Below are 24,238 nucleotides of genomic sequence, written 5' to 3'. Positions count from 1 at the left end.
GGAGTTTCTAATCAATTAAAAATGAGAAATTATATCCATATAACACTATTGCTATTTATAATCAGCAATAGGGTATTTGGCCAATCGCCAGACTGGTCAGTAAATGAAAATAAATTTCAATATACGATGTCATTCGAAGGCTTCCTCAATGTTGATGGAAAAGATTTAATAGATTCTAAAGACAAGGTAGCGGCTTTTGTAAACGGAGAATGCCGCGGAATCGCAAGCCCCATTTATGTGCAGACAGAAAAAAAATACATGGTTTATTTGACTGTTTTTTCTAATACAGACAATGAAGTGGTGAGTTTCAAAATCTATGATTCGGCAAACAATGTTATTAAAAATGTAGAAAAGACAAAAGTATTCGAAAACAACAAGCACTATGGAGATTTGTTCCAATCGTATAGTTTTGCAAGTCCTGCTCTAAAAAGCGAAGCCGAAATTGTAGATTTTAGATTTAAGGATTTGAACATAGCCAAAGTGGTTCAAGGATCGCAAATAACACTTTATGCAGGCAAAGGGACAAATGTTACGACATTAAATGCTTTGTTCGAATTAAGTCCGGGTGCCAAATTGTTTATCGGAACATCAAACAAAGTTTCTGGCTCAAACAGTATCGATTTTACAAGTCCGGTTCAGTTCCAAGTCCTTTCACAAGACCAATCAGTCGTAAAACAATGGACGGTAACCGTAAAATTGGGCAACGCCTTATTTTATAAAAAAGACGCAGTATGTTATGCTGGCGGTGTTATCAAAGTTTTATACGATGAGAACGAAGTAGCCGCAGACCTTACTAAAGACGGAGTTAAGATTCTAACTCAGAACATTCAGAATGGCCAGGCAATTTTTAACAATTTGGAAGCCGGAAAATATAATGTTAGTGTAGGCGGCACTAGTAAAGAAATAGTTATAAATCTAAAACAACAATAATGAAAAGTAAGCCATACTATATTTTGATTTTAGTCCTGTTCATTTTCTTTGGTTGTTCAGAACATGAGGAAACGGAAATTTATCCCCAAAAGATTTCTTTTGTTCATGCTGACGGTTCAAAAATAGCCGAAAACGAATGCATCAATCCGAATTTGAAATACGGGATAAAAGTCGAAACTAATTTTGTCGATGTAAACAGGCCTTTTAGAGTAGATTATTCTGTAAATGGAGTTGTGTACACGATGACTTTTACGATTAATACTTCGCAAGTCAATCCGATTACCTTGATCAACGGCGAAAATGCCGCACAAATAATAGGAACCAATTATACAGCAACCCTCAAATATATAGACCAGGGAGATTTTGAATTGGTAGAATAAACTAAAAACGTTTGCATTTGTTGAGATTGAGTCGTCAGATTATTGGCGGCTCTTTCTGTTTTATGCTTAACTATATAAATCTGTCTAAATCTGCTTTAATCTGTTTTAATCTGCGTGAAAAATTTATAAGCAAAAGGATTTCCACATAGATTTTAGCAAATCAAATTAGATTTTAATCCTTGAATAAAGCTATTTTATTCTATTTCATCAAAAGGATTATACTTAAGAAGATTTTTCACAACGATAAAAGGACCAGATTCTTGTAAATGATTGAATTTCCGTATTCAATAAAAACTTCGTTGCATTTTATAAGATGCAACCTGTTTGAGAAGACAGTATCAGTGAAAAATTATTTGCTGTTAATACATTTGATATCGTTTTAGAGTTAAACCTTAAAAACAGCATTCAATGAAAAAGATTATAGTAAAGTTTTTTTCTGTTTTGAAAGTCTTCGACTGTAAAATAATAAAAACAACTTGCAATTTTGTTGATTTAAAAGAATCTAACTAATATGAAATTATCTAAACTTTAAAAAGATGTCTTTACCGGATAGATTATACAATATGAAATTTGCCGAATATTTTGATTCGATGCGAAAGATGTATTTGCAAGATGACAAATTCAAAGAGATTTGCGACAATTACTGCAGTAATATTGCCGATGTGGAAAAGTATAGAAAGAAAAGAGAAAAGAATTTTTCTAAAGAGCAGCAATGCGAAAACTTATCTAAAGAGCTGGAAGAAGAAATACTTTTTTATTTAGTTCGTAAAAGTTAGTCCATATCAGGAAAATCCCTGTAGGTATTTAGGATACGCCCCAAATGTTATATACTATTTTGAGGCAATTCAACTTACAAGGATTTTTTTGTTTTAAAAGATTTCAATAAAAATGTTTGTTATTCTTGGTAAAAGGCATTTTCTAAATGTTGTTTTCTGGTTAATGTTTGTTTTTTATTTGGGAGAAGACATAAAACATTTCAGTGCCGATCTGCAGGCTTCTTTCTCGATATATTTCTTTCTGTTGTGCTGTGCCGTCAGCAATTTTGGGGTCTTCAAAAGTAATCGGAATTCTTTTCTCTGCGCCAGCAATAAGCGGGCATCCGCTGTCGGCTTGCGAGCAGGTCATTATTGAGGCAAATCTATTTTTTGGGTTGAAATCATTATCATAGGTTTTTGAAAAACCAATTACAGGATGTTCATTTTCGGCATATTTTATGGCATAAACAGGGTTTGTGTTTTGGGATAGAGCTGTAATCATAAATCCTGAATCTTCTAAGGTCTGGACGACCATCGGAAATAGTGCAGTTGCTTCGGTTCCGCCTGAGTAGCAGAAAACATTTTTTAAATCATAGTAAAATGCCGCTGTCTGTGCCCAAACCTGTGATAAATGACTTCTTCTAGAATTGTGGGTGCAGATTAAGTTTAATCTGATTTCCAGTTTACAATCCACTTTAGTCTGAATGTAGTCGATTAAAGGTTGCAGCACATTTTTGCGCTCTAGAGTTATCTTTGTAAAATCAAATGTTTTAACCGTATTCTCGATTTCTTGATATAACATTTTGTGTAATCATTTATTAATCAACAACAACTTCCGCCTGGCGTGCAAGAGTTCGCATTGTCAGATTGAAATTGAGACAATTTTATTTTAGGCTTATCCGACGGAACCCCACATTGGTCTTGCGCTAAACAGGCTGTCTGTTTGTTCAATAAAATAAAATTCTTGCCATTAAAATCTAAAGCATATTTGCCGATAGTAGTGTTCTGATATTCTACTTCAATGTCATGGTTTTCAATTCCGAGCACTTTTTCAGAAAGTTCGATAATTTGAATCAGCTTCTGAGGTTTGAGCCTGTGATCATAATCGTTGGCATTCCACAGCTGAAAATTTACAACCGTTTCTTTTCTGACTGTTCCGCCACAGTCAATAAAGGTTTTGGTTACTAAACCTACTTCTGTTACGTGAAAATATTCTGGTACCAATGCGCCGTCTGGAAGCTCAAAATTTACAGCTTCTACTGTTTTAAGTATTTCCTTAATTTCTGAAAGTTTCATGTTTTTTATTTTTTTTCAATTCTACTAAATCAGCTTAGATGTACATCTGTCTAAATCTGCTGTAATCTGTTTGCATCTGCGTGAAAAATTTGTAAGCAAAAGGATTTCAAGCAGATTAAATTAGATTTTAATTCTTGAATGAAGCTATTTTAACTCGTTGGGTGAAATTATTTTCAACACATAGAAACATAGTTTAACTAAACTTAAAAAAGGCGTTTCACTAGTTTAAATGCACATAGTTTAGCTATGTGTGGAAACTTGTTTCTTCCATTTTCTTTTTTCGGCACAAAAAACTATGCTTCTATGTGTTAAAATGCTTTTTTTTTTAATTACACCCAACAGGTTATTTTATTCTATTTCACCGAACGGGTTTATTTGGTTACTTAACGACATTACGATTTGTTGGATTAACAGCATTCATTTCTTTTTTTCGCAAGATGACTGCTTATATGATCAAAAAAGACTTTGATTTTTTCAAATCCAGCTTCGTTGATACAGTAGCAGATAGAGTTTCCTTCAATGCTTCCTTTGATTAGTCCGGCATTTTTTAGCTCTTTCAAATGTTGTGAAACTGTAGGTTGTGATAAAGGAAGTTCATTTACGATATCTCCACAGATGCAGGCATTTACCTTTAATAAATGCTCCATAATGGCAATTCGTGCAGGATGCCCTAAAGCCTTGGCTAAAACTGCCAGTTCGTTCTGGGTTTCTGAAAAATGATCTGTTTTTGTTGCTCCCATTTATTTATTTTTATATTGCAATATTACGATATAGTTTTCATTAGAAAAATAAAATTAACATTTAGATTTAGCATTAAGTTTTGAACTTAGGATGCAAACATATTCCTAGTCAATGCGAATACTGATAAGGAGTCGTCTTTGCGCCACATGCAAAAACAAAAAAAACGGATAATAGAATGCACTATAAATCCGTTTCTAAGCAAAGTTTTTTTTGGAATTATGAATTACCATATAGGTTAGATTCACCACCGTCAATTGCAATGGTCTGTCCGTTTACATACTGGCATTCGTCACTGAGCAGAAAGGCCACTAGACTGCCGACATCTTCGGGCTTGCCTAATTTTCTTGTAGGGTTTCTTTGCGCATATGTGGTTTCTGCCGCTTTAGGATCTTCCGGATTTACCTGTTTAAAAGCTTCAGCGACCATTGGCGTCAGGATTGCTCCGGGCGCAATTGCATTGGTAAATATGCCGTCTTTCCCATATTCTATTGCAGCATTTTTTGTCATACCCGAAACAGCATGTTTACTTGCCACATAAGGCATTTGGTTAATAACGCCTCTTATTCCGCCCACAGAAGCTACGTTTACGATTTTTCCGCCTCCTTGTTTCTGCATTACTGGTATCACGTATTTCAAACCGTAATATACCCCCATTAGATTAATGTCAATTACTTTTTTAAATATATTGATGTCATAATCAACTATTGAGGCTTGCTTTCCCTCAATACCTGCATTGTTGTAGAATCCATCGATGCGGCCAAATTCGGAAACCGTTTTGTCTACATAATTTTTGACGGCTTGTTCATCTGAAACGTCGGCAACTATGGTTATGATATTTGCATTCGGCACAGCAGACTGAATTTCTGCTTTTGCTTTTTCAAGAGCTTCTTGATTGTAATCAACCAAAGAAAGATTGGCTCCTTTTTGCGCTACGGCTTTACTTGCTGCTAGTCCGAGCCCCATAGCGGCTCCAGTAATTATAATTGTTTTGTCTTTAAAAATGCTCATAATTTATAGTATTAAATATATTAATTGAAAATTTATTCATTTAATCTTAACCTATTAGATGATACCTCTCCAAGCCATATCGAAACAGTCATCAATGAGCTTCTGGCTTAAAGGGAACAGCTTTTGGATAATACCTGTAGAGCAAGAGCGTACTGCGCCGTCAAAAAAGCTGATGAGTATAATTGCATCCACTGTTTTTATGATGCCTTCCTGTTGCCCTTTTTCTATTAAATCATACAGAGGTTTGTTCTGTACTTCGTACTCTGCTAGCTGTTTTGAGAAATTTATCTGTATATAACCCGATTGCACATATTGGTCTATAAAGACCGTTTCATCATAATGCTCCAGCCTGTAATTAAGCATATTGACATAAATCTGCTTAAGAGACTGGCGGATAGGTGCGTTAATGTCAAATCCGCTATACATGGCTTGCGTCATTTTATCCTCCACTGCAGCATAAGCAAGCTGCACAACCTCTTCCTTGTTTTTGAAGTAGATATACAGAGTTCCCGCCGCAATTCCCGCTGTTTTGCAAAGGTCTGAAATGTTAACGCTTGCCAACCCGCGTTTTCCTGTTAGGGTATATACAGACTTTAAAATTTTCTCTCTTTTTTCAGGATCTATAGGTCTCATATAGTAAAGTTAAATGAAAAAATATTCAGTTAAGTGTTTTTACGCAAATTATAACTTTTATTTAAGGATTTTTATTTTGCACTAAAACACAACGTAGCCTCGTATAAACCAGTTTGAAAATCCCTTCAGAAATTATGGCGGTACTATTAACTTTTAATGGTCGCTGAGATTAATTATTTTTCGATTTCTAGAATTTGCGTTAGTATATTATTTTTGACAGGATTTTGTTCATCCGGCTGACAGCCACCAACCGTGATTTGAATTTTCCCCTCATATTGCTGTAGGTTTCCGTTTTCTGTTACATACGAGAGGTCTTCAGGAGAAAGATTAAAGTTGATGATTGTGCTTTCACCGGGTTTCAAGTTGAATCGTTCAAATCCTTTCAGACTTTTTAAAGGTGCTTTTATTGATGGATTTTGATTAACTAAATAGAGTTGAGAAACTTCTTCTCCTTCCATTTTTCCTGAGTTGGTTACTTTTACCGAAATCGTGATTTTTTGTCCCTTTTTAATTTTAGACGGAGCACTAAGAGCGCTGTATTTGAAATCGGTATAACTTAATCCATAACCAAATCCATATAAAGGTGTTCCTCTAAAATAGCGATAGGTTTTATTATCCATTTTGTAATCAATAAAAGAAGATAAATCTGAGTCGTTTTTATAAAAAGTTACAGGAAGCCTTCCTGCTGGATTATAGTCTCCAAAAAGAACGTCGGCCGCTGCCTTTCCTGCTGCTTGTCCGCCATACCAGATGTTCAGTATTGCCGGAATGTTTTCTTTTTCCCGCGGAACGGCTATTGCGCTGCCGGTCATCATTAGAAAAATGACTGGTTTGCCAGATGATTGAAGCGTCTGTAGTAGTTTTGTCTGCACCTCAGGAAGTAGGATAGAAGTACGATCGCCACCTTTAAAGCCAGGAATGTTCACCGGCATTTCTTCTCCTTCAAGCTGTGGAGAAATGCCGCCTGCGAAAATGAAGACGTCCGCATCTTTATGACGCTCGATAAGGTTGTTAAAATCGGTTTTTATGAAATTTCCCGTTTGCAGAGACACTTCGGCTTTTCCTTCACCTTGCCAGTACTCCAGCACTAGTTTATACACTTTGTCTTTCTGGGTTTGCAATTTATAGGTTTTTGCTCCCCATCTATTTTTCTCCCATGCATTTATAACTTCCTTTCCATCAATACTAAATCTGTAACCGTCATCTGCAGCAACTTCAAAAGTGACAGAGCCATTTTCTTCTGCTTTAAAATTGGTCTTGTAGCGTGCCGAGAAATGATTTGCTTTAATGTTTTTGGTAACCATTTCTCCTTCTTGCCAAAAATTATTTATTTCAGATTCTGTTCTCGTAGTTTCAGGTTTGCCGGATAATTTACTGTTGCTAAAGTACTCTGCTTTAAAGCCCAGTTTTCCTTCATAGGAATAACGTTTTTTGAGATTTTTATAAACCAGCAGCGTATCATTTGTAAAGTTGACCGCTTTTTCATAAACTACTTCGGTTGCTGGACTTGTCTTTTCTTTGATTCCTTGTAGCACCGTGGTCAGTTTAGATGGAGTTCCGTTATAATTTCCGAGAATAGAGATTGAATTCTCAGCATTTGGTCCTAGGACTACAATTTTTTTCAGGCTTTTATTTAGAGGAAGAATGTTTTTTTCGTTTTTAAGCAAAACAATAGATTGTCTGGCCATTTTTAGCGCATGCAATTGGTGCTCTGGACTTTCTAGGACAGAGGCAGGAGTTTGGGCGTATTTCACCATGTTTATGGGGTCAAACATTCCCAATCTAAAGCGGATCATAAATAAGCGCTTTACAGAAACATCGATTTGTTTTTCGGTGATTTGTCCATTTTTAACGGCTTGTACAAGTGACTTGTAAGCGTCTGTGCCGCAGTCAATATCTGTTCCATGAAGTACAGCATCGGCTGCAGCAGCTGCAGCGTCAGGATGTGTCTTGTGATTTTTGAAAAAATCATCTATCGCCCAACAGTCAGATGTTACATAACCGTCAAATTTCCATTCTTTCCTCAAGATATCGTTCATTAGAATGTCGCTGGCGCAACATGGCTGGGTTCTAAAGGCGTTGTACGCACACATAACCCCAGCGACATTTGATTCTGTTACAAGTTTTCGGAATGCAGGAAGATAAGTGTCCCAAAGATCATAAGAGGTTACGTCGACATCAAAAGTATGCCTTAATGACTCGGGACCACTGTGTACGGCATAGTGTTTCGCACAGGCTGCTGCTTTTAGATATTTAGGGTCGTCGCCCTGAAGTCCTTTTACGAAAGCATCTCCTAGCACAGCTGTAAGATAAGGATCTTCGCCGTAAGTTTCCTGTCCGCGTCCCCATCTTGGGTCTCTGAAAATATTAATATTAGGAGTCCAGTAGGTTAATCCAAGATAGCGCTCATTTGTTCTATTAAGCTCAATCGCTTTGTTGTATACAGCTCTGCCTTCTAGAGCCGAATAATCGGCCATTTTAAAAAGCGAATTTTTGTCGAAAGTAGCGGCCATTGCAATAGCCTGCGGAAAAACGGTTGTTTTGAATGGCGTTCGTGCCACACCGTGCAGGGTCTCATTCCACCAGTCATAGGCCGGAATTCCTAGCCGCGGTATTGCTGGAGCAGCATTCAACATCTGGGCTACTTTCTCTTCTAATGTAAGTTGACCCACTAAGTTTTCTACTCGTTCTTCAAAAGTCAAATCGGTGTTCTGAAACGGATACTCTGATTTTTTTTGCTGGGCAGAACACCAAAGTGAAACAATGAGCAATAACTGGTGTATTATATTTTTTGTTTTCATAAAAAAGATATTTTAGTAAGTAATGTCAGCAATTTGGATTAATAGAAATTTTAATTACAACCGATTGCGTAAAGTAAGGGAAAATAAAGATAATTTTGAAGCATTACGCTGTAAAAAATGCTTCAGTATTATTTTATTCCTATTTTTTTGTGATAAATATTATCTTTTGCATTATTTATGAGTAAATTTGAGATATAAAATGGAAAAGCAGGTGTTGTTTGTTTATACTATTTCTTTTTTGGGTTGAATATATTTACTGCTAATTATGAAGTAATGGAAGAGCACAGACATGTAACGATTTACGATATCGCCGAAAGGCTTAATTTGGCCACATCTACAATTTCACGAGCTTTAAAAGATCATCATACGATAAGTGATAAGACTATTAAAAAAGTCAAAAAAACTGCCGAAGAAATGGGATTTGTTCCAAATACTTTGGCAGCCGGATTAAGAGGCAACAAAACCAAAACGATAGGGGTTTTGATTCCGACCATCACACAGCCCTTTTTGTCGTCATTAATTAGTGGTATTGAAGTAACTGCGCGGAAATCAGATTACTCGGTTATCATTATGCAGTCGCATGATTCGTATGAGGAAGAAGTTAATATGACTAAATCGCTATACAGCAGCAGAGTAAGCGGTGTGATTTGTTCGCTTGCAATGGAGACAAAAGACACTTCACACTTTCAGCAGTTTTCGAGTAATAATATTCCTTTGGTCTTTGTCGATCGTGTTCCTAAAGGCTATAATACTTTCAGGGTTGTAATTGATAATTATACAGCAGGTTATAAGGCCACAAAACATCTGATTGATCAAGGTTGCAAAAGAATTGCGCATTTGACTGCTGGTGCAGAATTCGGCAATCTTTATAATGAAAGAAAAAGAGGTTATGTCGACGCGCTAGCTGATCATGGTATTCCATTGAAAGAAGAATTAATCGTAAATCTTAAAACAATGACCTACGACGCTGGCGTAAAAGCTTGTGATAAGCTTCTGGGATTAAAAACACCGCCTGACGGACTTTTTGCTCCAGGTGATATTCTTGCCGTAAGTGCCGTGCAAACCGCTAAAAAAAGAGGTGTTAGAGTGCCTCAGGACTTTGCTGTGATTGGTTTTAATAATGACCCTATTTCTGAAATCATTGAGCCAAATATATCTACAATTACGCATCCAGCAGAGAAAATGGGAAAGGCAGCGGCAAATATTATAATTGATACTATTGAATCTCACAAAGAAGAGGAAGCCAAGGAGATAACTTTTCTGAATACAGAAGTGCTTATCAGGGAGTCATCGAAAAAGAAATAATCTTTTGTGCCAAATTAAGAACTGCGATTGCATATCTGTGATAGCAGCTTTTGTATCTAATTTCTAGATTCCCATTTAATGGCATTAAAAATTAAGGATTGATAGCCGTAAAACGTTTGTGAAGTTTTTTGTTTGAAGTTAAACAATGATGAACTTAAAATGACTTTAAAAATGATGCTCAGATTATTTTAGTAATACTATAATTAAAGAGATTTGTTAAAAGAATCAATTTACCAGATAAAGCCTTTCGTTTGTGTGCGAAAGGTTTTTTTATGGCAATCGATTGTTTTAGATTGCTTTTTTTGTTTTATAATGTATACAATATCAGTTATTTGCTTGCTGCAAACGGTTTGTTGTATTGTTTAGAAGTAGTAATTACCTTATTTAAATTGTTTTTGGCACTACTACATATTATGAAAAAAGATCGTTTTGAGTCTTTTTGTGTTTTATTTAAGAATATTGTTTAAACGCAATATTTTTGTCAAATTAAACTATAACGATGTAGTTTATTTTGTGTAATTGCCATTATTTTTGGAGTATTAATAAGATAATAGTTTTTTATAAGGCTATTTTTTTTGTACTTTCTAAAAATATTTTACACAACCGATTGTGTTTGTAATTTATTTTTCTACATTTGTGAAAGATACACTTATAAAAAACACACATTTAAACTTTATAGTGTGTTAAGAAAAACCTAACTAACAAAAACAAATTTTAATAATTAAATCAATTTTTATGAATAATTTTTTTATTACAAGCAAATTGGGGCATCTAAAGAGTCTCGGTTTTTTGATCCTATTGTTTTTGCTCTCAACTCAAATGAAGGCGCAAACAGCAGTTACGGGAACAGTTTCAGATGCAAGTGGTCCGATTCCGGGAGTTAATGTAACTCTAAAGGGAACAAAAACAGGCGTAAGTACTGGTTTTGACGGTAATTATGTCATAAATGCGCCGTCAAATGGTGTGCTTGTTTTTAGTTTTATAGGATTTAAAAGCCAGGAAATCAATGTTAGTGGTCAGACTAAAATTAATGTTCTCTTAGTTGAAGACTCAAATAACTTAAAAGAAGTAGTGGTAATTGGGTACGGTACTCAAATTAAGGAGGCTGTAACAGGTTCGGTTGCTTCATTAGGAGGAAAAGAATTGAATGAAGTGCCTGCTGCAAATATAACACAGGCTTTACAAGGAAGGCTTGCGGGGGTTGAGATGACACAGACTTCGTCTAAGCCTGGTGCGGCCATGCAGATAAGAATAAGAGGAACCAGATCTTTAACAGGTAGTAATGATCCTTTGGTGGTATTGGATGGAGTTCCGTTTGCAGGTTCGATAGGAGATATTAATCCGGCAGATATCAAGTCGGTTGATATTTTGAAAGATGCTTCGGCTACTGCAATCTATGGTTCTCGTGGAGCCAACGGGGTAATTTTGGTAACTACTTTGAAGGGTAAAAAAAATCAAAAAGCTACATTTTCGTATAATGGCTTTAGCGGCGTTAAGCAGGTTTTTTCAAAATATCCAATGATGGATGCTGCTCGATTTGGAGCATTGCGTGATTATACTGGCCTGTATGTGGATGGAGTCGGTGAGTCAAGAAATGTAAATACAGATTGGCAGGATTTATTATATGGCTCAGGTGAAATGATCAGCCATGATGTAGGAGTTTCTGGCGGAAGCGAAAATGGAGCTTACAATGCTGGTTTGGGCTATTACAAAGAAGAGTCGGTTTTGCCAGGACAAAGATTCGAGCGTTTTAGTCTTAGAGCAGGATTAGACCAACAGGTTAGTAAATCGATACGTCTTGGGTTTAATACAAACAGCAACTACAGCATAACCAATGGAGATAATATTGGTACAGGGAATATTTTAGCGACTTCACCACTGGCTAATCCTTATAATGCAGATGGTTCTCTAAAAAGAACAGTTAGTATGGCGGCAGATGATCAATGGGTTTATACTAGACAATCTATCAGAAATCTTGGAGATTCGTATGTTAATTTGAGCAGAGCATTTAGTTCTTATAATAACATTTTTGCCGAGGTTAAGATACCAGGAATCGACGGATTAAAGTACAGACTCAATACAGGTTTGAATTTCCGTACCTCTAATGCAGGATATTACGAAGGACAGGGAGTTTTTGATGTTAATCCGGCAACACTATCAAATGCGGCAATCACCAATGGATGGTCTACTCAGTGGCTTCTAGAAAACTTATTGACTTACGATAAAACTTTTGCACAGAAACATACAGTCAATTTCGTAGGATTGTATTCAAACGAACAATATACGGGACAGAGTTCTAGAGTGACTCGAAATGGAATTACGTCTGATGCCTTCCAATTTTATAATCTAGGACAAAGCGAGGAGGAAGCTGTAATTAACCCTGCGGACCAGGATTACACGCAATGGGGACTTACATCTTACATGGCTAGGCTAATGTATTCATACGACAATCGCTATTTTATCTCGGGCACAATACGTTCCGACGGTTCATCAAGGCTTTCGCCGGGTAATAAATGGGTGACTTATCCTGCGGTTTCAGCTGGATGGACGATTTCGAATGAATCATTCCTAAAAGACAAGACACAGATCAACCTTTTAAAACTGAGAGCAGGTTATGGAGAAACTTCAAATCAAGCGGTATCTCCTTATGCAACTCTTGGAGCTCTAAGCACAAGGCCTTATAATTTTGGAAGTACAAATTCAACAGGGGTTTATGTAACAGAACTGCCGAACCCAAACTTAGGATGGGAGTTTTCTACTACATGGAATTATGGTCTGGATTTCGGATTCTTTAATAACCGCTTATCAGGTACAATTGAGTATTATAAAACAAATACAAAAAATCTATTACAGCGTGTAGGATTACCTGCAACTTCTGGGGTAAGCAGCTATGTGGCTAATGTGGGTGAAACCGAAAACAAAGGTTATGAAATTTCTCTAAACGGAGTTATTCTTGATAACCCTAAAGGAGTGACATGGACAGTAGGAGTTAACTTCTACAAAAATGAGAACAAGTTAGTAGCATTGGCTTCTGGTGCTAGCCGTGATGAAGCAAATAACTGGTTTGTGGGTTATAACATCAATTCGATTTATGATTATCAGAAGGTTGGAATCTGGCAGGAAGGAGATCCTTATATGTCAATTCTAGAACCAGGACCAACAGGAATCAATCAGCAAGGAACAGTAGTGGGTTCGATTAAAGTAAAATATACAGGAGAATATAATCCTGACGGTTCACCTACTCGTGCTATTAATGCAAGTGACCGCCAGATTATAGAGACGGATCCCGATTTTCAAGGAGGTTTTAATACGAATGTAACTTACAAAGGATTTGATTTTACTGCAGTGGGCGCATTTAAAAGTGGTGGAGTACTGATCAGCACGCTTTACGGAGGTGCAAGTTATATGAACTTATTAAATGGCCGTAGAAGTAATGTGGATGTTGATTACTGGACTCCAGATAACAGAGATGCTGAATTCCCTAATCCACGTGGTATTAGAAGTGGAGATAATCCTAAATACATGTCAACAATGGGGTATTTTGATGCATCTTACGTAAAAATTAGAGCATTGACTTTAGGATATACTATCGATCAAGACTTTACAAGAAGGTTAGGAATTGATAAACTGAGACTATATTTTACGGCACAGAATCCATTTGTTTTGTTTTCTCCATATCATGATAAATCTGGAATGGATCCTGAGACCAACTCGCTGGGAGATGAGAATCAGGCAGTGGCATCTTATCAAAGAAGATTCTCTGTTATTGGTACCAATACACCGACAACCAGAAATTATTTATTTGGACTTAATTTAACATTCTAATCATATAGATATGAAACGATATATATTTAAAAATTTGATTATAGGGTCTGCTATTTTACTTTTATCAAGCAGCTGTACAGATATATTAGAGGAAAAACCTCATGATTTTTATGAGCCTGGGTATTTTAAAACTGAGCAAGGAGTTAAGCAAGGATTAACGTCTCATTATGCGCATTTACGATGGATCTACGGTCAGGCTTATTTTTACAATGCCTGTCAGACCGGAACAGACGAAGCTACTTATGCACAAAGTGCCGATGGAAACTTTAAAGACCATGACCTATCTGGTGTCGGCATCATTAATCCTAATTCAAGCCGTTCAGATGTTTTATGGAATAACTCTTATTACGATATCAACACTGCAAGCGGTATTATAGAAAACGGAGCAGCAGTAGGCGTTGCCAGCAGTTTAATTGCAGAGTCTAAATTTTTTAGAGGGTTTGATTACTTTTTGTTAGTGCAGACATTTGGTGGAATTCCGCTAGATTTGGGTGCTGGAGAGTTAAGATTTAACAGTAAGCCTTCGAGATACTCTAAGCGTAACACAGTTCCTGAAGTCTATACAAAAGCAATTTTTCCCGATTTGATTGCGGCTGTTAACGATCTTCCAGATACACCTAGATTGACGGGAACGGCTACTAAAACGGTGGCGAGATTATTCTTAGCGAAAGCTTATCTTACTTATGCATGGTGGCTAGAGAATCCTAACAATATTCCGACCTATCCAGATGCTCCAAGAACAGATCCTGATGGGCATAATGCACAATGGTACTTTCAAAAAGCTTACGATATAGCTGTAGAAGGAATTAATAATCCAGGAGCTTACGGGTTACTTGATTCTTATTATGATGTTAATTTGGGATCAAATGACAGAAATAAGGAAGTAATGCTTTATGCAGATCATACGCAAGAAAGTGAATATTACAATGGTGGTAGCCTTACATTTGGTAGTGGTGGGGCTCCAGATAATTTTGCAGGCTGGATGGTGACTTGGAACTACACTGCTGTTAGAAGTAAAAACGGGACCGCATCAGTTTCATCAGTTCAAAGAGAGGCGAATCAGTTTTTGGGACGTCCATGGACAAGGATGGCTCCGCCTATTGAAGTTTTTACCAACACATTTGCAGATAAAATAAATGATTCTAGATACGACGGAACGTTTACGACATCTTTTAGAGGTAACTGGAACCTTCAAGGGACAGGTCTTACCGGAGTGGCAACCCTAACCAATGCAAATGGTCTTACCATTAGACCGGGAGATGCTGTTTTAACGTTTCTTAATGACGAACCGTTAACTCCGATTACTTACCCTTCAGGACAAGGTGACAGCGGTGTTGGAGCGGGAACCCTGCCAGGAAGAGCCGATTATGTAATTTCTCCAAGAGGTATTAGCAGAATTGTATACCCAGGTTTTTGGAAACTAGGACCTTACAGAACTGATAATGCTGGAGGACTAGGGCAACCTAATGCAGGAAGCACCAGACCGTTTCCTGTAGCAAAATTTTCAGAATTGTACCTAGTTGCGGCAGAAGCAGCGGTCAAAGGGGCTACAGGATCTTTAACTGCAAGATCGCTTGTAAACGTTCTAAGAGCCAGAGCAGGAAAATGGAGATGGGACAATAATGGAAATACAGCCAAAATACAAGACAATAGTGTGGCAATGACAAGTGCAACTCCGGCTATAATCGATATTAATTATATATTGGCAGAGCGTTCTAGAGAATTTTTTGGTGAAGGCTATCGCTGGTATGACTTGGTGAGAACGCAAAAATGGAATGAAATTGCTGGTAAATATTCTATCGGAGGGTCTAACTATGGACAACACACTCCTGAAGTAATAACCAGAACAATTGATGCGCATCATTACCTAAGACCGATTCCGCAAGGACAGATTGATGGAATGGAAATGTCGGCCGCCGAAAAAGCTGCATACCAAAACCCTGGTTACTAATTTAGAACTAGGTTGTTTTTATAGTTTGATTTTATAATCTTATCTAAGTGTTTGGTTCTTAGGTTTGTGTTAGTTAAGCCGAGAGTGATTCTCTCGGCTTTTTAATAATTCTTCTATCAATTTAAATAATAAACAATGATTACAAGAAAGGTATTTTTTTTATGCACAGTTGGATTTTTATATTTTTTTTCAGTGACAGCTCAGGAGAAAAATGCAAAGAAAAAAGTAAGCAAAGAGGCTCCAGTGTTTTCGAATGTTGTCTATCAGGGAGACGATGAAATCTATAAAAAAAATCCCTTAAAAGAAGATGAATTTTATTCCCCTATTCTTCAGGGATGTTATCCTGATCCTGCCATAACAAGAAAGGGCGACGATTATTATATGGTATGCTCCTCATTTGCGATGTTTCCGGGAGTGCCGATTTTTCATTCAAAAGATTTAGTCAACTGGACAGATTTGGGAGGAGTATTAAATAATGTTTCAGAATTTAATCCTCACGATACAGGCATCAGTGCCGGGGTTTATGCGCCAGGAATTACTTATAACCCTCATAATGATACTTTTTATATGATTGTTACCGCATTTACAGGCGGTCTAGGAAATATAATTGTAAAAACAAAAGATCCTAAAAAAGAATGGGGAAGTCCGATCAAACTAGCTTTTAACGGAATAGATCCTTCTATTTTTTTTGATGATGATGGAAAAGGTTATGTAGTACATAATGATGCTCCAGATAATGGAAAAGAATTGTACAATGGACATCGTGTAATTAAAGTATGGGAATACGATTTAGAAAAAGATCAGGTAATTCCAGGTACGGATAAAATTATAGTTGATGGCGGAGTCGATCTTTCGAAGAAGCCAATATGGATAGAAGCTCCTCATTTATATAAAAAGGATAATCATTATTATCTGATGTGCGCCGAAGGTGGTACAGGAGGAAATCACAGTGAGGTGGTTTTTATTAGTGATAATCCAAAAGGACCTTTCAAGCCTGCCTCTAATAATCCGATTCTTACTCAAAGATATTTTCCTCAAAACAGAGCCAATAAAGTAGATTGGACAGGGCATGCCGATTTAGTCCTCGGACCAGACAACAAATACTATGGCGTATTTTTAGGAATTCGTCCAAATGAAAAAGACAGAGTAAATACTGGTCGAGAAACATTTATGCTTCCGGTAGACTGGTCAGGTACTTTTCCGGTTTTTGAGAACGGGTTAGTCCCAATGGGGTCTAAATTAAAAATGCCAAACGGCGTCTTAAACAAAACGGGCAAGGATGGTTTTCTTCCTAATGGTAATTTTACATTTACGGAGAACTTTACCTCACCAAAGTTAGATTACAGATGGATTGGATTGCGAGGACCTCGAGAACATTTTGTTTCTATCGTTAAAAAAGGATTACAGATAGAGCCATTTCCAGTAAATATCAAGGAATTAAAACCAACTTCTACACTATTTTATAGACAGCAACACAATACTTTTTCTTTTGCAACAACTATGGAATACAAACCGAAATCTGAAAAAGATTTGGCAGGAATTGTATGTCTGCAGAATGAGCGTTTTAATTATGTTTTTGGTGTAACTAAGAAAGGAAAAGATGCTTACATTGTACTGGAAAAAACTACAGAAGGCAAATCAGAAATTATCTCAAGCGCAAAAATCGATAGTAAGGGAGTATTGCGTCTGCAAGTCAAAGCTGATGGAGACAATTATCAGTTTAGTTATGCCTTGAGCGGTGGTGATTTTCAAAATCTGGGAAGTCCAGTTTCAGGAGATATTCTTTCAACAAATGTCGCTGGCGGATTTACAGGAGCTTTGGTAGGATTATATGCCACTTCATCGAATAATTCACATCCGAAATAAAAGTTAAAACTCCCATTTATTTTAATTTAAAAAATGATTTATGGGAGTTGTTTTTTTAATTACAGCCACCATCAAATTTTAGTAGAAATGATAAAAAGATATTTAAAAAATATATTGCTTTTACAGCTTTTCACTTTAATAATTGGATGTAAAACCAATCAGCCTTTAGCACATTCTTCTGAAAAGACGAAAGCTGAAAATTGGGTAGGATCGTGGGCTTGCGCACCAATGCTTGTAGAACCAAACAACATGCCACCAGCCCCAGGTTTGGCCGAAAATACACTTCGTCAGATTATAAAAGTTTCGATTGGAGGAGAACGTCTTAGGCTTCGTTTTTCAAATTTATTTAGCGACCAAGCAACTGTTTTAAAAAAGGTCAGTATAGCCAATGTGCTGGAAGCTCCGTCAATCGACAAAGACACTCAGAAAACTCTCAGCTTTAACGGGAATCAAGAGGTGACGTTAAATCCGGGACAGGAAGTGTTTTCAGATCAGCTTAACTTTTCATTAAAACCAGGTCAGTTGCTTGCAATAACTATTTTTTATGGCACAACATCAGAAAAAACGACAGGACATCCTGGGTCAAGAACAACTTCCTACATTTTGCAAGGTGACAATTTAAGCAACGCCATTTTCTCCGATGCAGTAAAAACAGATCATTGGTATTCTATTGTTGGCGTCGATGTTATGGCATCAAAAAACACATCGAATATTGTTTGCCTAGGAAACTCTATTACAGATGGTCGCGGATCAGGAACAAACAAACAGAATCGCTGGACAGATATTCTGGCAGCTAGACTGGCAGCAAATAAAGCAACTCAAAATATTGGAGTTTTAAATTTAGGAATAGGAGGGAATTGCGTGGTAAAAGGAGGGCTGGGGCCAACAGCTCTAGATCGCTTTGACCGTGATGTACTTTCTCAATCGGGTACGAAATGGCTCGTGATATTAGAAGGAATAAATGATATAGGAGGAATTAAACGCGCAGAAGATGCTCCTGTAAAAGCACAGGAAATTATTGATTCCTACAAAATTATGATAGAAAAGGCACACGTCAGAGGAATAAAAGTGTATGGGTGTACAATTCTGCCTTTTCAGAAATCATTTTATGATGCACCTTTTAAACAAGAAGCACGAGATATCGTAAATGCATGGATTCGAAATAACCATTTTGATGCTGTAATAGATTTTGATAAAGAAATGTCCTCGGAAACGGATCCAAAAACTATTTTGTCAAATATGCATGATGGCGATTTTTTGCATCCTAATGAATTAGGATATCAGAGAATGGGAGAAGTAATAGACTTGAATTTATTTAAGTGAAATTCCATTTAGTACAAAAAACAATTTTAACAAGATATCATGAAATCAGTAGTCAGATTTTTCGCAATAGCAATTCTTTTTTTTGCAGGGCAGAATGGGTATTCTCAGGACCCAAATTTTCATGTGTATTTAAGTTTTGGACAGTCCAATATGGAAGGCGCTGCCCCGATAGAAGCTGAAGACAGAATAAATGTCGACCCGCGATTTCAGGTTCTGGAAGCAGTAAACTGTCCAGATTTGAATCGAGAAATGGGAAAATGGTATACCGCAATACCGCCATTATGCCGATGTAAAACAGGATTGACATTAACAGACAATTTTGGAAGAACCATGGTGGCAAATCTTCCTAAGAACATAAAAGTAGGAGTAGTAAATGTAGCTGTCGGAGGATGTAAAATAGAACTTTTTGATAAAGATAACTTTGAGAATTACATGAAAACAGCGCCGGATTGGATGCTGGGTATGATCAAAGAATATAACGGCAGTCCGTATACAAGACTCGTTGAAATGGCAAAGATTGCACAAAAGTCAGGAGTTATAAAAGGTATTCTGTTGCATCAGGGAGAATCTAATACAGGCGATACGCTATGGCCGAAAAAGGTTAAAATAGTATACGATAACTTAATGAAAGATCTTAACCTAGATCCTAAAAAAGTGCCGTTACTTTCGGGAGAAACCGTTCATGAAGAACAAAAAGGAAAATGCGCGAGCATGAATAAAATCATCGCAACGCTGCCTCAGACCATTCCAACCTCTTATATAATTTCATCAAAAGGCTGCGCAGTAGCTCCAGATTTCCTTCACTTTAGTGCGGCAGGATATAGAGATTTAGGAAAGCGTTACGCAGAAAAAATGCTTTCATTATTAGAGTATAAAACAAATAATACAAATGAGCCTTTTATAGTTCAAGCGCCAGTCGGTTTTGACCAGTTAAATCCAGCAATTCCAGCAGGAAAAGTAGAAACGGTAAGTTATGATTCGAAAACAGTCGGGACAGTCAGAAAAGCGACTATTTATACACCACCCGGATTTAGCAAAAACAAAAAATATCCAGTTTTATACCTTTTACACGGAATTGGCGGAGATGAAAAAGAATGGCTTAATGGTGGAAGTCCTCAGATTATATTGGACAATCTGTATGCAGAAGGAAAATTAGAACCAATGATCGTGGTAATGCCAAACGGAAGGGCCATGAAAGATGACAGCGCTACCGGAAATATAATGGCGCCAGACAAAGTGCAGGCATTTGCAGATTTTGAAAAAGATTTATTGAAGGATTTGATTCCTTTTATTGAAAAAAAATATAATGTTTATAAAGATAGAGAGCATCGTGCCATTGCAGGATTATCTATGGGAGGCGGACAGTCTCTGAATTTCGGATTAACAAACTTAGATAAATTTGCCTGGATAGGAGGTTTTTCTTCGGCTCCAAATACCAAGAAAACAGAAGAATTGGTGCCAAATCCTGAAGAAGCCAAAAAGAAACTGAAACTGCTGTGGATTTCTTGCGGAGATAACGATTGGCTACTGGAAAACAGCAAACGAACACACGATTATTTATTTAAAAACAATGTTCCCCACATCTATTATCTGGAACCTGGAGTTCATGATTTCAAAGTATGGAAAAACAGCCTGTACATGTTCTCGCAATTATTGTTCAAACCCGTTGACGAATCAAGATTTCCAAATTATACTGTTATAGGAACCGTGGCTCAAACCAACATACGAAATGCTAAATATCCCCAAATTCTGCCTGATAATAGAGTGATTTTTAAAGTCAACGCTCCTGAGGCATCGAAAGTGCAGATAGATCTTGGACGAAAGTACGATATGCAGAAAGACGGTCAGGGAGTTTGGAATCTTACGACCGATGTGATAAACGGAGGATTTAATTATTACTCCCTTTTGATTGATGGTGTGTCAGTTGCAGATCCTTCAAGTGAGACTTTTTATGGAATGGGGCGTATGGCCAGCGGAATAGAAATTCCGAAAAGAGATGGTGATTTTTATGAATTGAAAAATGTTCCGCACGGCGAGGTTAGAATAATGAAATATTTTTCGAAAGGAACTAATTCATGGCGTGAAATGTATGTATATACACCGCCGGGATATGAGACTTCGACTGAAAAATTCCCAGTTTTATATCTACTGCATGGCGGTGGTGAAGACCAAAGAGGATGGAGCGCGCAGGGAAAAGCAAATTTGATTTTAGATAATTTAATCGCCGAAAACAAAGCGAAAAAAATGATTATTGCGATGCTTGACGGAAATATGGGAAACACTGGTGGCATTGCAGGTTTTGGAGAAGAAACGTTAAAAGCTTTTGAAAACGAATTGAAAAACGGAGCAATGCCTTTTGTCGAAAGTAATTTTAAAGTTGCAACTGACAGTAAAAATAGAGCTTTAGCAGGCTTGTCTATGGGCGGATTGCAGACACTTTATGCAGGAATAAAAAACTCGGCTATGTTTTCGAGTCTGGGTGTTTTTAGTTCAGGCTGGTGGGCAAACAATCCGAAATTATCAGATCCTCAATATGAGTTTATGAAAAATAATGTACAGACTATTAATTCCAATTTAAAAGATTTATGGATTTCTATGGGAGGAAAAGAAGATATCGCCTACGAGAATTGTAAAATCATGATGCAGAAATTGGATCAATTTGGAACTAAATACAAATACAGTGAATATCCGGGAGGTCATACGTGGCCAGTATGGAGGCACGATTTGTTTTTGTACTCGCAATTATTATTCAAATAACAAAAAGCAACATTGAGAGATTTTGATTTAAAATAAGCTGAATCTGGAATGAATTGATAAAAATAACACCTGATGAAAAACTATTTGAAATTTATAAGCACGCTAGTTATGGCTTTTCTATGCACTATAACAAAAGCCTCTCAGCCTTTTATAACAGAAGATAGAAGCGAGAATGTTATGATACTGAAAGAAAAGTCACTGTCACTTTCTTTTTTTGTAAATTCAACTTTGGATGCAGGAATTTTGCGCGCAGTTACCAATCTTCAGTCCGATTTTGAAAAAGTTACGGGACAGCGTCCTACTATTTTAAATCAGAATCCAAACACTTCTTCTCCTCTCATTATTATCGGAATGGTGGGGTCTAATTCGGTTATCGATGATTTGATCAAACAAAAAAAAATAGACGGAAAAGAACTCAAAGGCAAAAATGAGAAGTTTATCATCCAACAGATTAAAAATCCTTTTAAAGGTGTAGATGAAGCGCTTGTAATTGCAGGAAGCGACATACGGGGCACGATTTACGGCGTTTACGAGTTGTCTAGGCAGATTGGTGTTTCTCCGTGGTATTACTGGGCAGATGTACCGGTAAAACACAAAGAAAATATATATTTTGTTAAAGGAATCTATACAGATGGAGAACCAGCGGTAAAATACCGAGGGATTTTTCTTAACGATGAAGCCCCGGCTTTGAGCGGTTGGTCAAAGGCTACTTTTGGTGGTTTTAACAGTCGTTTTTACGACAAAGTTTTTGAATTAGTGCTGCGATTAAAAGGCAATTATATGTGGCCAGCCATGTGGGGAAATGCTTTTTATGATGATGATGCGGCCAGCGGTCCTTTGGCAAATGAAATGGGAATCGTTATGGGAACTTCACACCATGAGCCAATGGCTTTGGCGCAGACAGATTGGCGTCGCTATATTAAAAAAAATAATCTGCCGAATATCTGGGATTACTCCAAAAACAAGACGGTTTTGGACGAATTCTGGAAAACGGGAATTCAGCGAAGCAAAAATTGGGAAAAACTGGTAACTATTGGAATGCGAGGCGATGGTGACGAAGCAATGAGCGAAAGCACGAATATAAGCTTGCTAGAAAATATCGTGAAAGAGCAGCGTCGAATTATTGAGAAAGAAACGGGTCAAAAAGCCAATAAAACTCCTCAAGTCTGGGCTTTGTACAAAGAGGTTCAAGAGTATTACGATCAAGGAATGCGTGTTCCCGATGATGTCATTCTTTTGTTTTGTGATGATAATTGGGGAAATGTCCGCAAACTTCCTGATCTTTCCAAGCCTTTGCATAAAGGTGGTTACGGAATGTATTATCATTTTGATTATGTAGGAGGTCCAAGAAACTCAAAATGGATTAATATTAGTCCGATACAAAGGGTTTGGGAACAAATGAGCCTTAGTTATGAAAACGGTGTAGATAAGGTTTGGATTGTTAATGTGGGAGACTTAAAACCAATGGAATTTCCAATCAGTTTCTTTTTAGACATGGCTTGGAATCCTAAAAATTTCAATTCTCAGAATTTATTTGAATATACAGAAAACTGGTCAACAGCGCAGTTTGGAAAAAAATATGCTAAAGAAATAGCTAGACTCTTAAATACTTATCCAAAATTTAATCGCCGTGTTACTCCAGAAATGCTGGACAGCAAAACCTATTCTTTAGAAAATTATAATGAATTTGAAAATGTCGTAAATGACTATAAAAATTTGGCACTGGATGCTTACAGAGTTTACAATGAACTTCCTAATGAATATAAAGACGCCTATTTTCAGCTGGTTTTATATCCTATAGATGCCTGCTGCAATCTTTATGAAATGTATTTTGCACAAGCAAAAAATAAAAAACTGGCAGCAGAAAAAAACGGTCTTGCGAATTATTATGCAGATGAGGTTAAAGCAAAATTTGAGCGCGATTCTATTCTTCAAAATAAATACAATAATGAAATCGCAAACGGCAAATGGCCTCATATGATGGATCAGATGCGTATTGGTTATAAAGCTTGGCACGATGGCCCAAAAAATATTCTTCCAGAGGTAAAATATCTTTCTGAGAGCGAAATTGTTGTACCGAACGTTTTTGTAGAAAAAGACGGTTATGTATCAATTCATGCAGCTCATTTTTCTAAAATGAATAATTCGAAAAAAACACATTGGGAAATAATTCCGGATTTCGGAAAAACACTGAGTGGCATTACAACATTTCCGCAAAATATTTATCCAACAGCAGAAGAAAATGTCTTTGTAGAGTATGAAATTAATTTTGCTTCAACGGGAGAATTTAAGGTAGAACTTTTATTGGCGCCAACACTGAATTTTAACAGCAACAAAGGCCTTCGCTACGAAATATCTTTCGATGGAGAAAAACGACAGCTTGTAAATTTTAATGGTCATTATAAAGGAGAATTAGGTAAATGGCAGGCAGAACACATGATTCATTCTGTAACAAAGCATAATATTCAGAAATCAGGAAAACATACACTTCGTTTCAGGGTTTTAGATCCAGGGATTGTACTTCAGAAAATATTAATTGATACCGGTGGTTTGAAGCCTTCGTATTTGGGAGCCCCAGAAAGTGATAGAATAGTCGAATAAATTTCAAAAGTCTCTTTTGTTGGATATTAAAATTTTAGCAAAATCAGTCCAAAGTTCAATCAGCTT

At 36.9% G+C, this 24,238-nt stretch carries 16 protein-coding genes; 10 read left to right on the top strand and 6 right to left on the bottom strand.

The window, feature by feature from the left end:
• Nucleotides 1-21 precede the first annotated feature (21 nt).
• The 3 genes from E0W73_RS08890 (at nt 22) to E0W73_RS08880 (ending at nt 2,086) form a co-directional block, all read left to right on the top strand.
• Nucleotides 22-930, top strand: coding sequence for a hypothetical protein (locus tag E0W73_RS08890; RefSeq protein ID WP_135221730.1), 909 nt, complete (start codon nt 22-24; stop codon nt 928-930).
• Nucleotides 930-1,310: a hypothetical protein gene (locus tag E0W73_RS08885; protein ID WP_135221729.1), complete on the top strand. Its 381-nt coding sequence runs from the start codon at nt 930-932 to the stop codon at nt 1,308-1,310. Before E0W73_RS08890 ends, E0W73_RS08885 begins: the two co-directional genes overlap by 1 nt.
• A gap of 536 nt (nt 1,311-1,846) precedes the next feature.
• Nucleotides 1,847-2,086 carry a hypothetical protein gene (locus E0W73_RS08880; RefSeq protein WP_135221728.1) on the top strand — a complete coding sequence of 80 codons (240 nt, stop codon included), beginning with the start codon at nt 1,847-1,849 and terminating at the stop codon, nt 2,084-2,086.
• 160 nt (nt 2,087-2,246) lie between these two features.
• On the opposite strand, the gene E0W73_RS08875 is transcribed toward E0W73_RS08880, so the two are convergent.
• From E0W73_RS08875 to E0W73_RS08850, 6 genes are all read right to left on the bottom strand, one after another.
• Nucleotides 2,247-2,867: a low molecular weight phosphatase family protein gene (locus tag E0W73_RS08875; protein ID WP_135221727.1), complete on the bottom strand. Its 621-nt coding sequence runs from the start codon at nt 2,865-2,867 to the stop codon at nt 2,247-2,249.
• Between the two features lie 20 nt (nt 2,868-2,887).
• The gene (locus tag E0W73_RS08870; protein ID WP_135221726.1) at nt 2,888-3,361 is read right to left on the bottom strand and encodes a DUF6428 family protein; all 474 of its coding nucleotides are present in this window, start codon (nt 3,359-3,361) and stop codon (nt 2,888-2,890) included.
• A gap of 407 nt (nt 3,362-3,768) precedes the next feature.
• The gene (locus E0W73_RS08865) at nt 3,769-4,101 is read right to left on the bottom strand and encodes an ArsR/SmtB family transcription factor (protein WP_135221725.1); all 333 of its coding nucleotides are present in this window, start codon (nt 4,099-4,101) and stop codon (nt 3,769-3,771) included.
• Between the two features lie 217 nt (nt 4,102-4,318).
• Nucleotides 4,319-5,110, bottom strand: a complete 792-nt coding sequence (locus tag E0W73_RS08860) for a glucose 1-dehydrogenase (RefSeq protein ID WP_135221724.1) — start codon at nt 5,108-5,110, stop codon at nt 4,319-4,321.
• Nucleotides 5,111-5,164: 54 nt separating this feature from the next.
• Nucleotides 5,165-5,743, bottom strand: coding sequence for a TetR/AcrR family transcriptional regulator (locus tag E0W73_RS08855; RefSeq protein ID WP_135221723.1), 579 nt, complete (start codon nt 5,741-5,743; stop codon nt 5,165-5,167).
• A 173-nt stretch (nt 5,744-5,916) separates the two neighbouring features.
• Nucleotides 5,917-8,544: a glycoside hydrolase family 3 C-terminal domain-containing protein gene (locus E0W73_RS08850; RefSeq protein ID WP_135221722.1), complete on the bottom strand. Its 2,628-nt coding sequence runs from the start codon at nt 8,542-8,544 to the stop codon at nt 5,917-5,919.
• A gap of 273 nt (nt 8,545-8,817) precedes the next feature.
• Here E0W73_RS08850 and E0W73_RS08845 point away from each other — a divergent pair, with 273 nt between their 5' ends.
• From E0W73_RS08845 to E0W73_RS08815, 7 genes are all read left to right on the top strand, one after another.
• Nucleotides 8,818-9,849: a LacI family DNA-binding transcriptional regulator gene (locus E0W73_RS08845; protein WP_135221721.1), complete on the top strand. Its 1,032-nt coding sequence runs from the start codon at nt 8,818-8,820 to the stop codon at nt 9,847-9,849.
• A 735-nt stretch (nt 9,850-10,584) separates the two neighbouring features.
• Nucleotides 10,585-13,674: a SusC/RagA family TonB-linked outer membrane protein gene (locus tag E0W73_RS08840; protein ID WP_135221720.1), complete on the top strand. Its 3,090-nt coding sequence runs from the start codon at nt 10,585-10,587 to the stop codon at nt 13,672-13,674.
• 10 nt (nt 13,675-13,684) lie between these two features.
• Complete coding sequence (locus tag E0W73_RS08835) at nt 13,685-15,625, top strand: RagB/SusD family nutrient uptake outer membrane protein (protein ID WP_135221719.1); 1,941 nt, start codon at nt 13,685-13,687, stop codon at nt 15,623-15,625.
• A 135-nt stretch (nt 15,626-15,760) separates the two neighbouring features.
• Nucleotides 15,761-17,491: a glycoside hydrolase family 43 protein gene (locus E0W73_RS08830; protein ID WP_135221718.1), complete on the top strand. Its 1,731-nt coding sequence runs from the start codon at nt 15,761-15,763 to the stop codon at nt 17,489-17,491.
• A gap of 87 nt (nt 17,492-17,578) precedes the next feature.
• Entirely contained in the window at nt 17,579-18,814 is a 1,236-nt protein-coding gene (locus E0W73_RS08825; RefSeq protein WP_135221717.1) for an SGNH/GDSL hydrolase family protein, read from the top strand.
• 39 nt (nt 18,815-18,853) lie between these two features.
• Nucleotides 18,854-21,571, top strand: a complete 2,718-nt coding sequence (locus tag E0W73_RS08820; RefSeq protein WP_135221716.1) for an alpha/beta hydrolase-fold protein — start codon at nt 18,854-18,856, stop codon at nt 21,569-21,571.
• A gap of 72 nt (nt 21,572-21,643) precedes the next feature.
• Nucleotides 21,644-24,172 (top strand): glycosyl hydrolase 115 family protein, encoded by a 2,529-nt coding sequence (locus E0W73_RS08815; protein WP_135221715.1) that lies wholly within the window; start codon nt 21,644-21,646, stop codon nt 24,170-24,172.
• Nucleotides 24,173-24,238: the final 66 nt, after the last annotated feature.

The organism is Flavobacterium foetidum, assembly GCF_004634245.1.
Taxonomy (GTDB): domain Bacteria; phylum Bacteroidota; class Bacteroidia; order Flavobacteriales; family Flavobacteriaceae; genus Flavobacterium; species Flavobacterium foetidum.
This window is presented reverse-complemented; position numbering and strand designations above follow the sequence as displayed.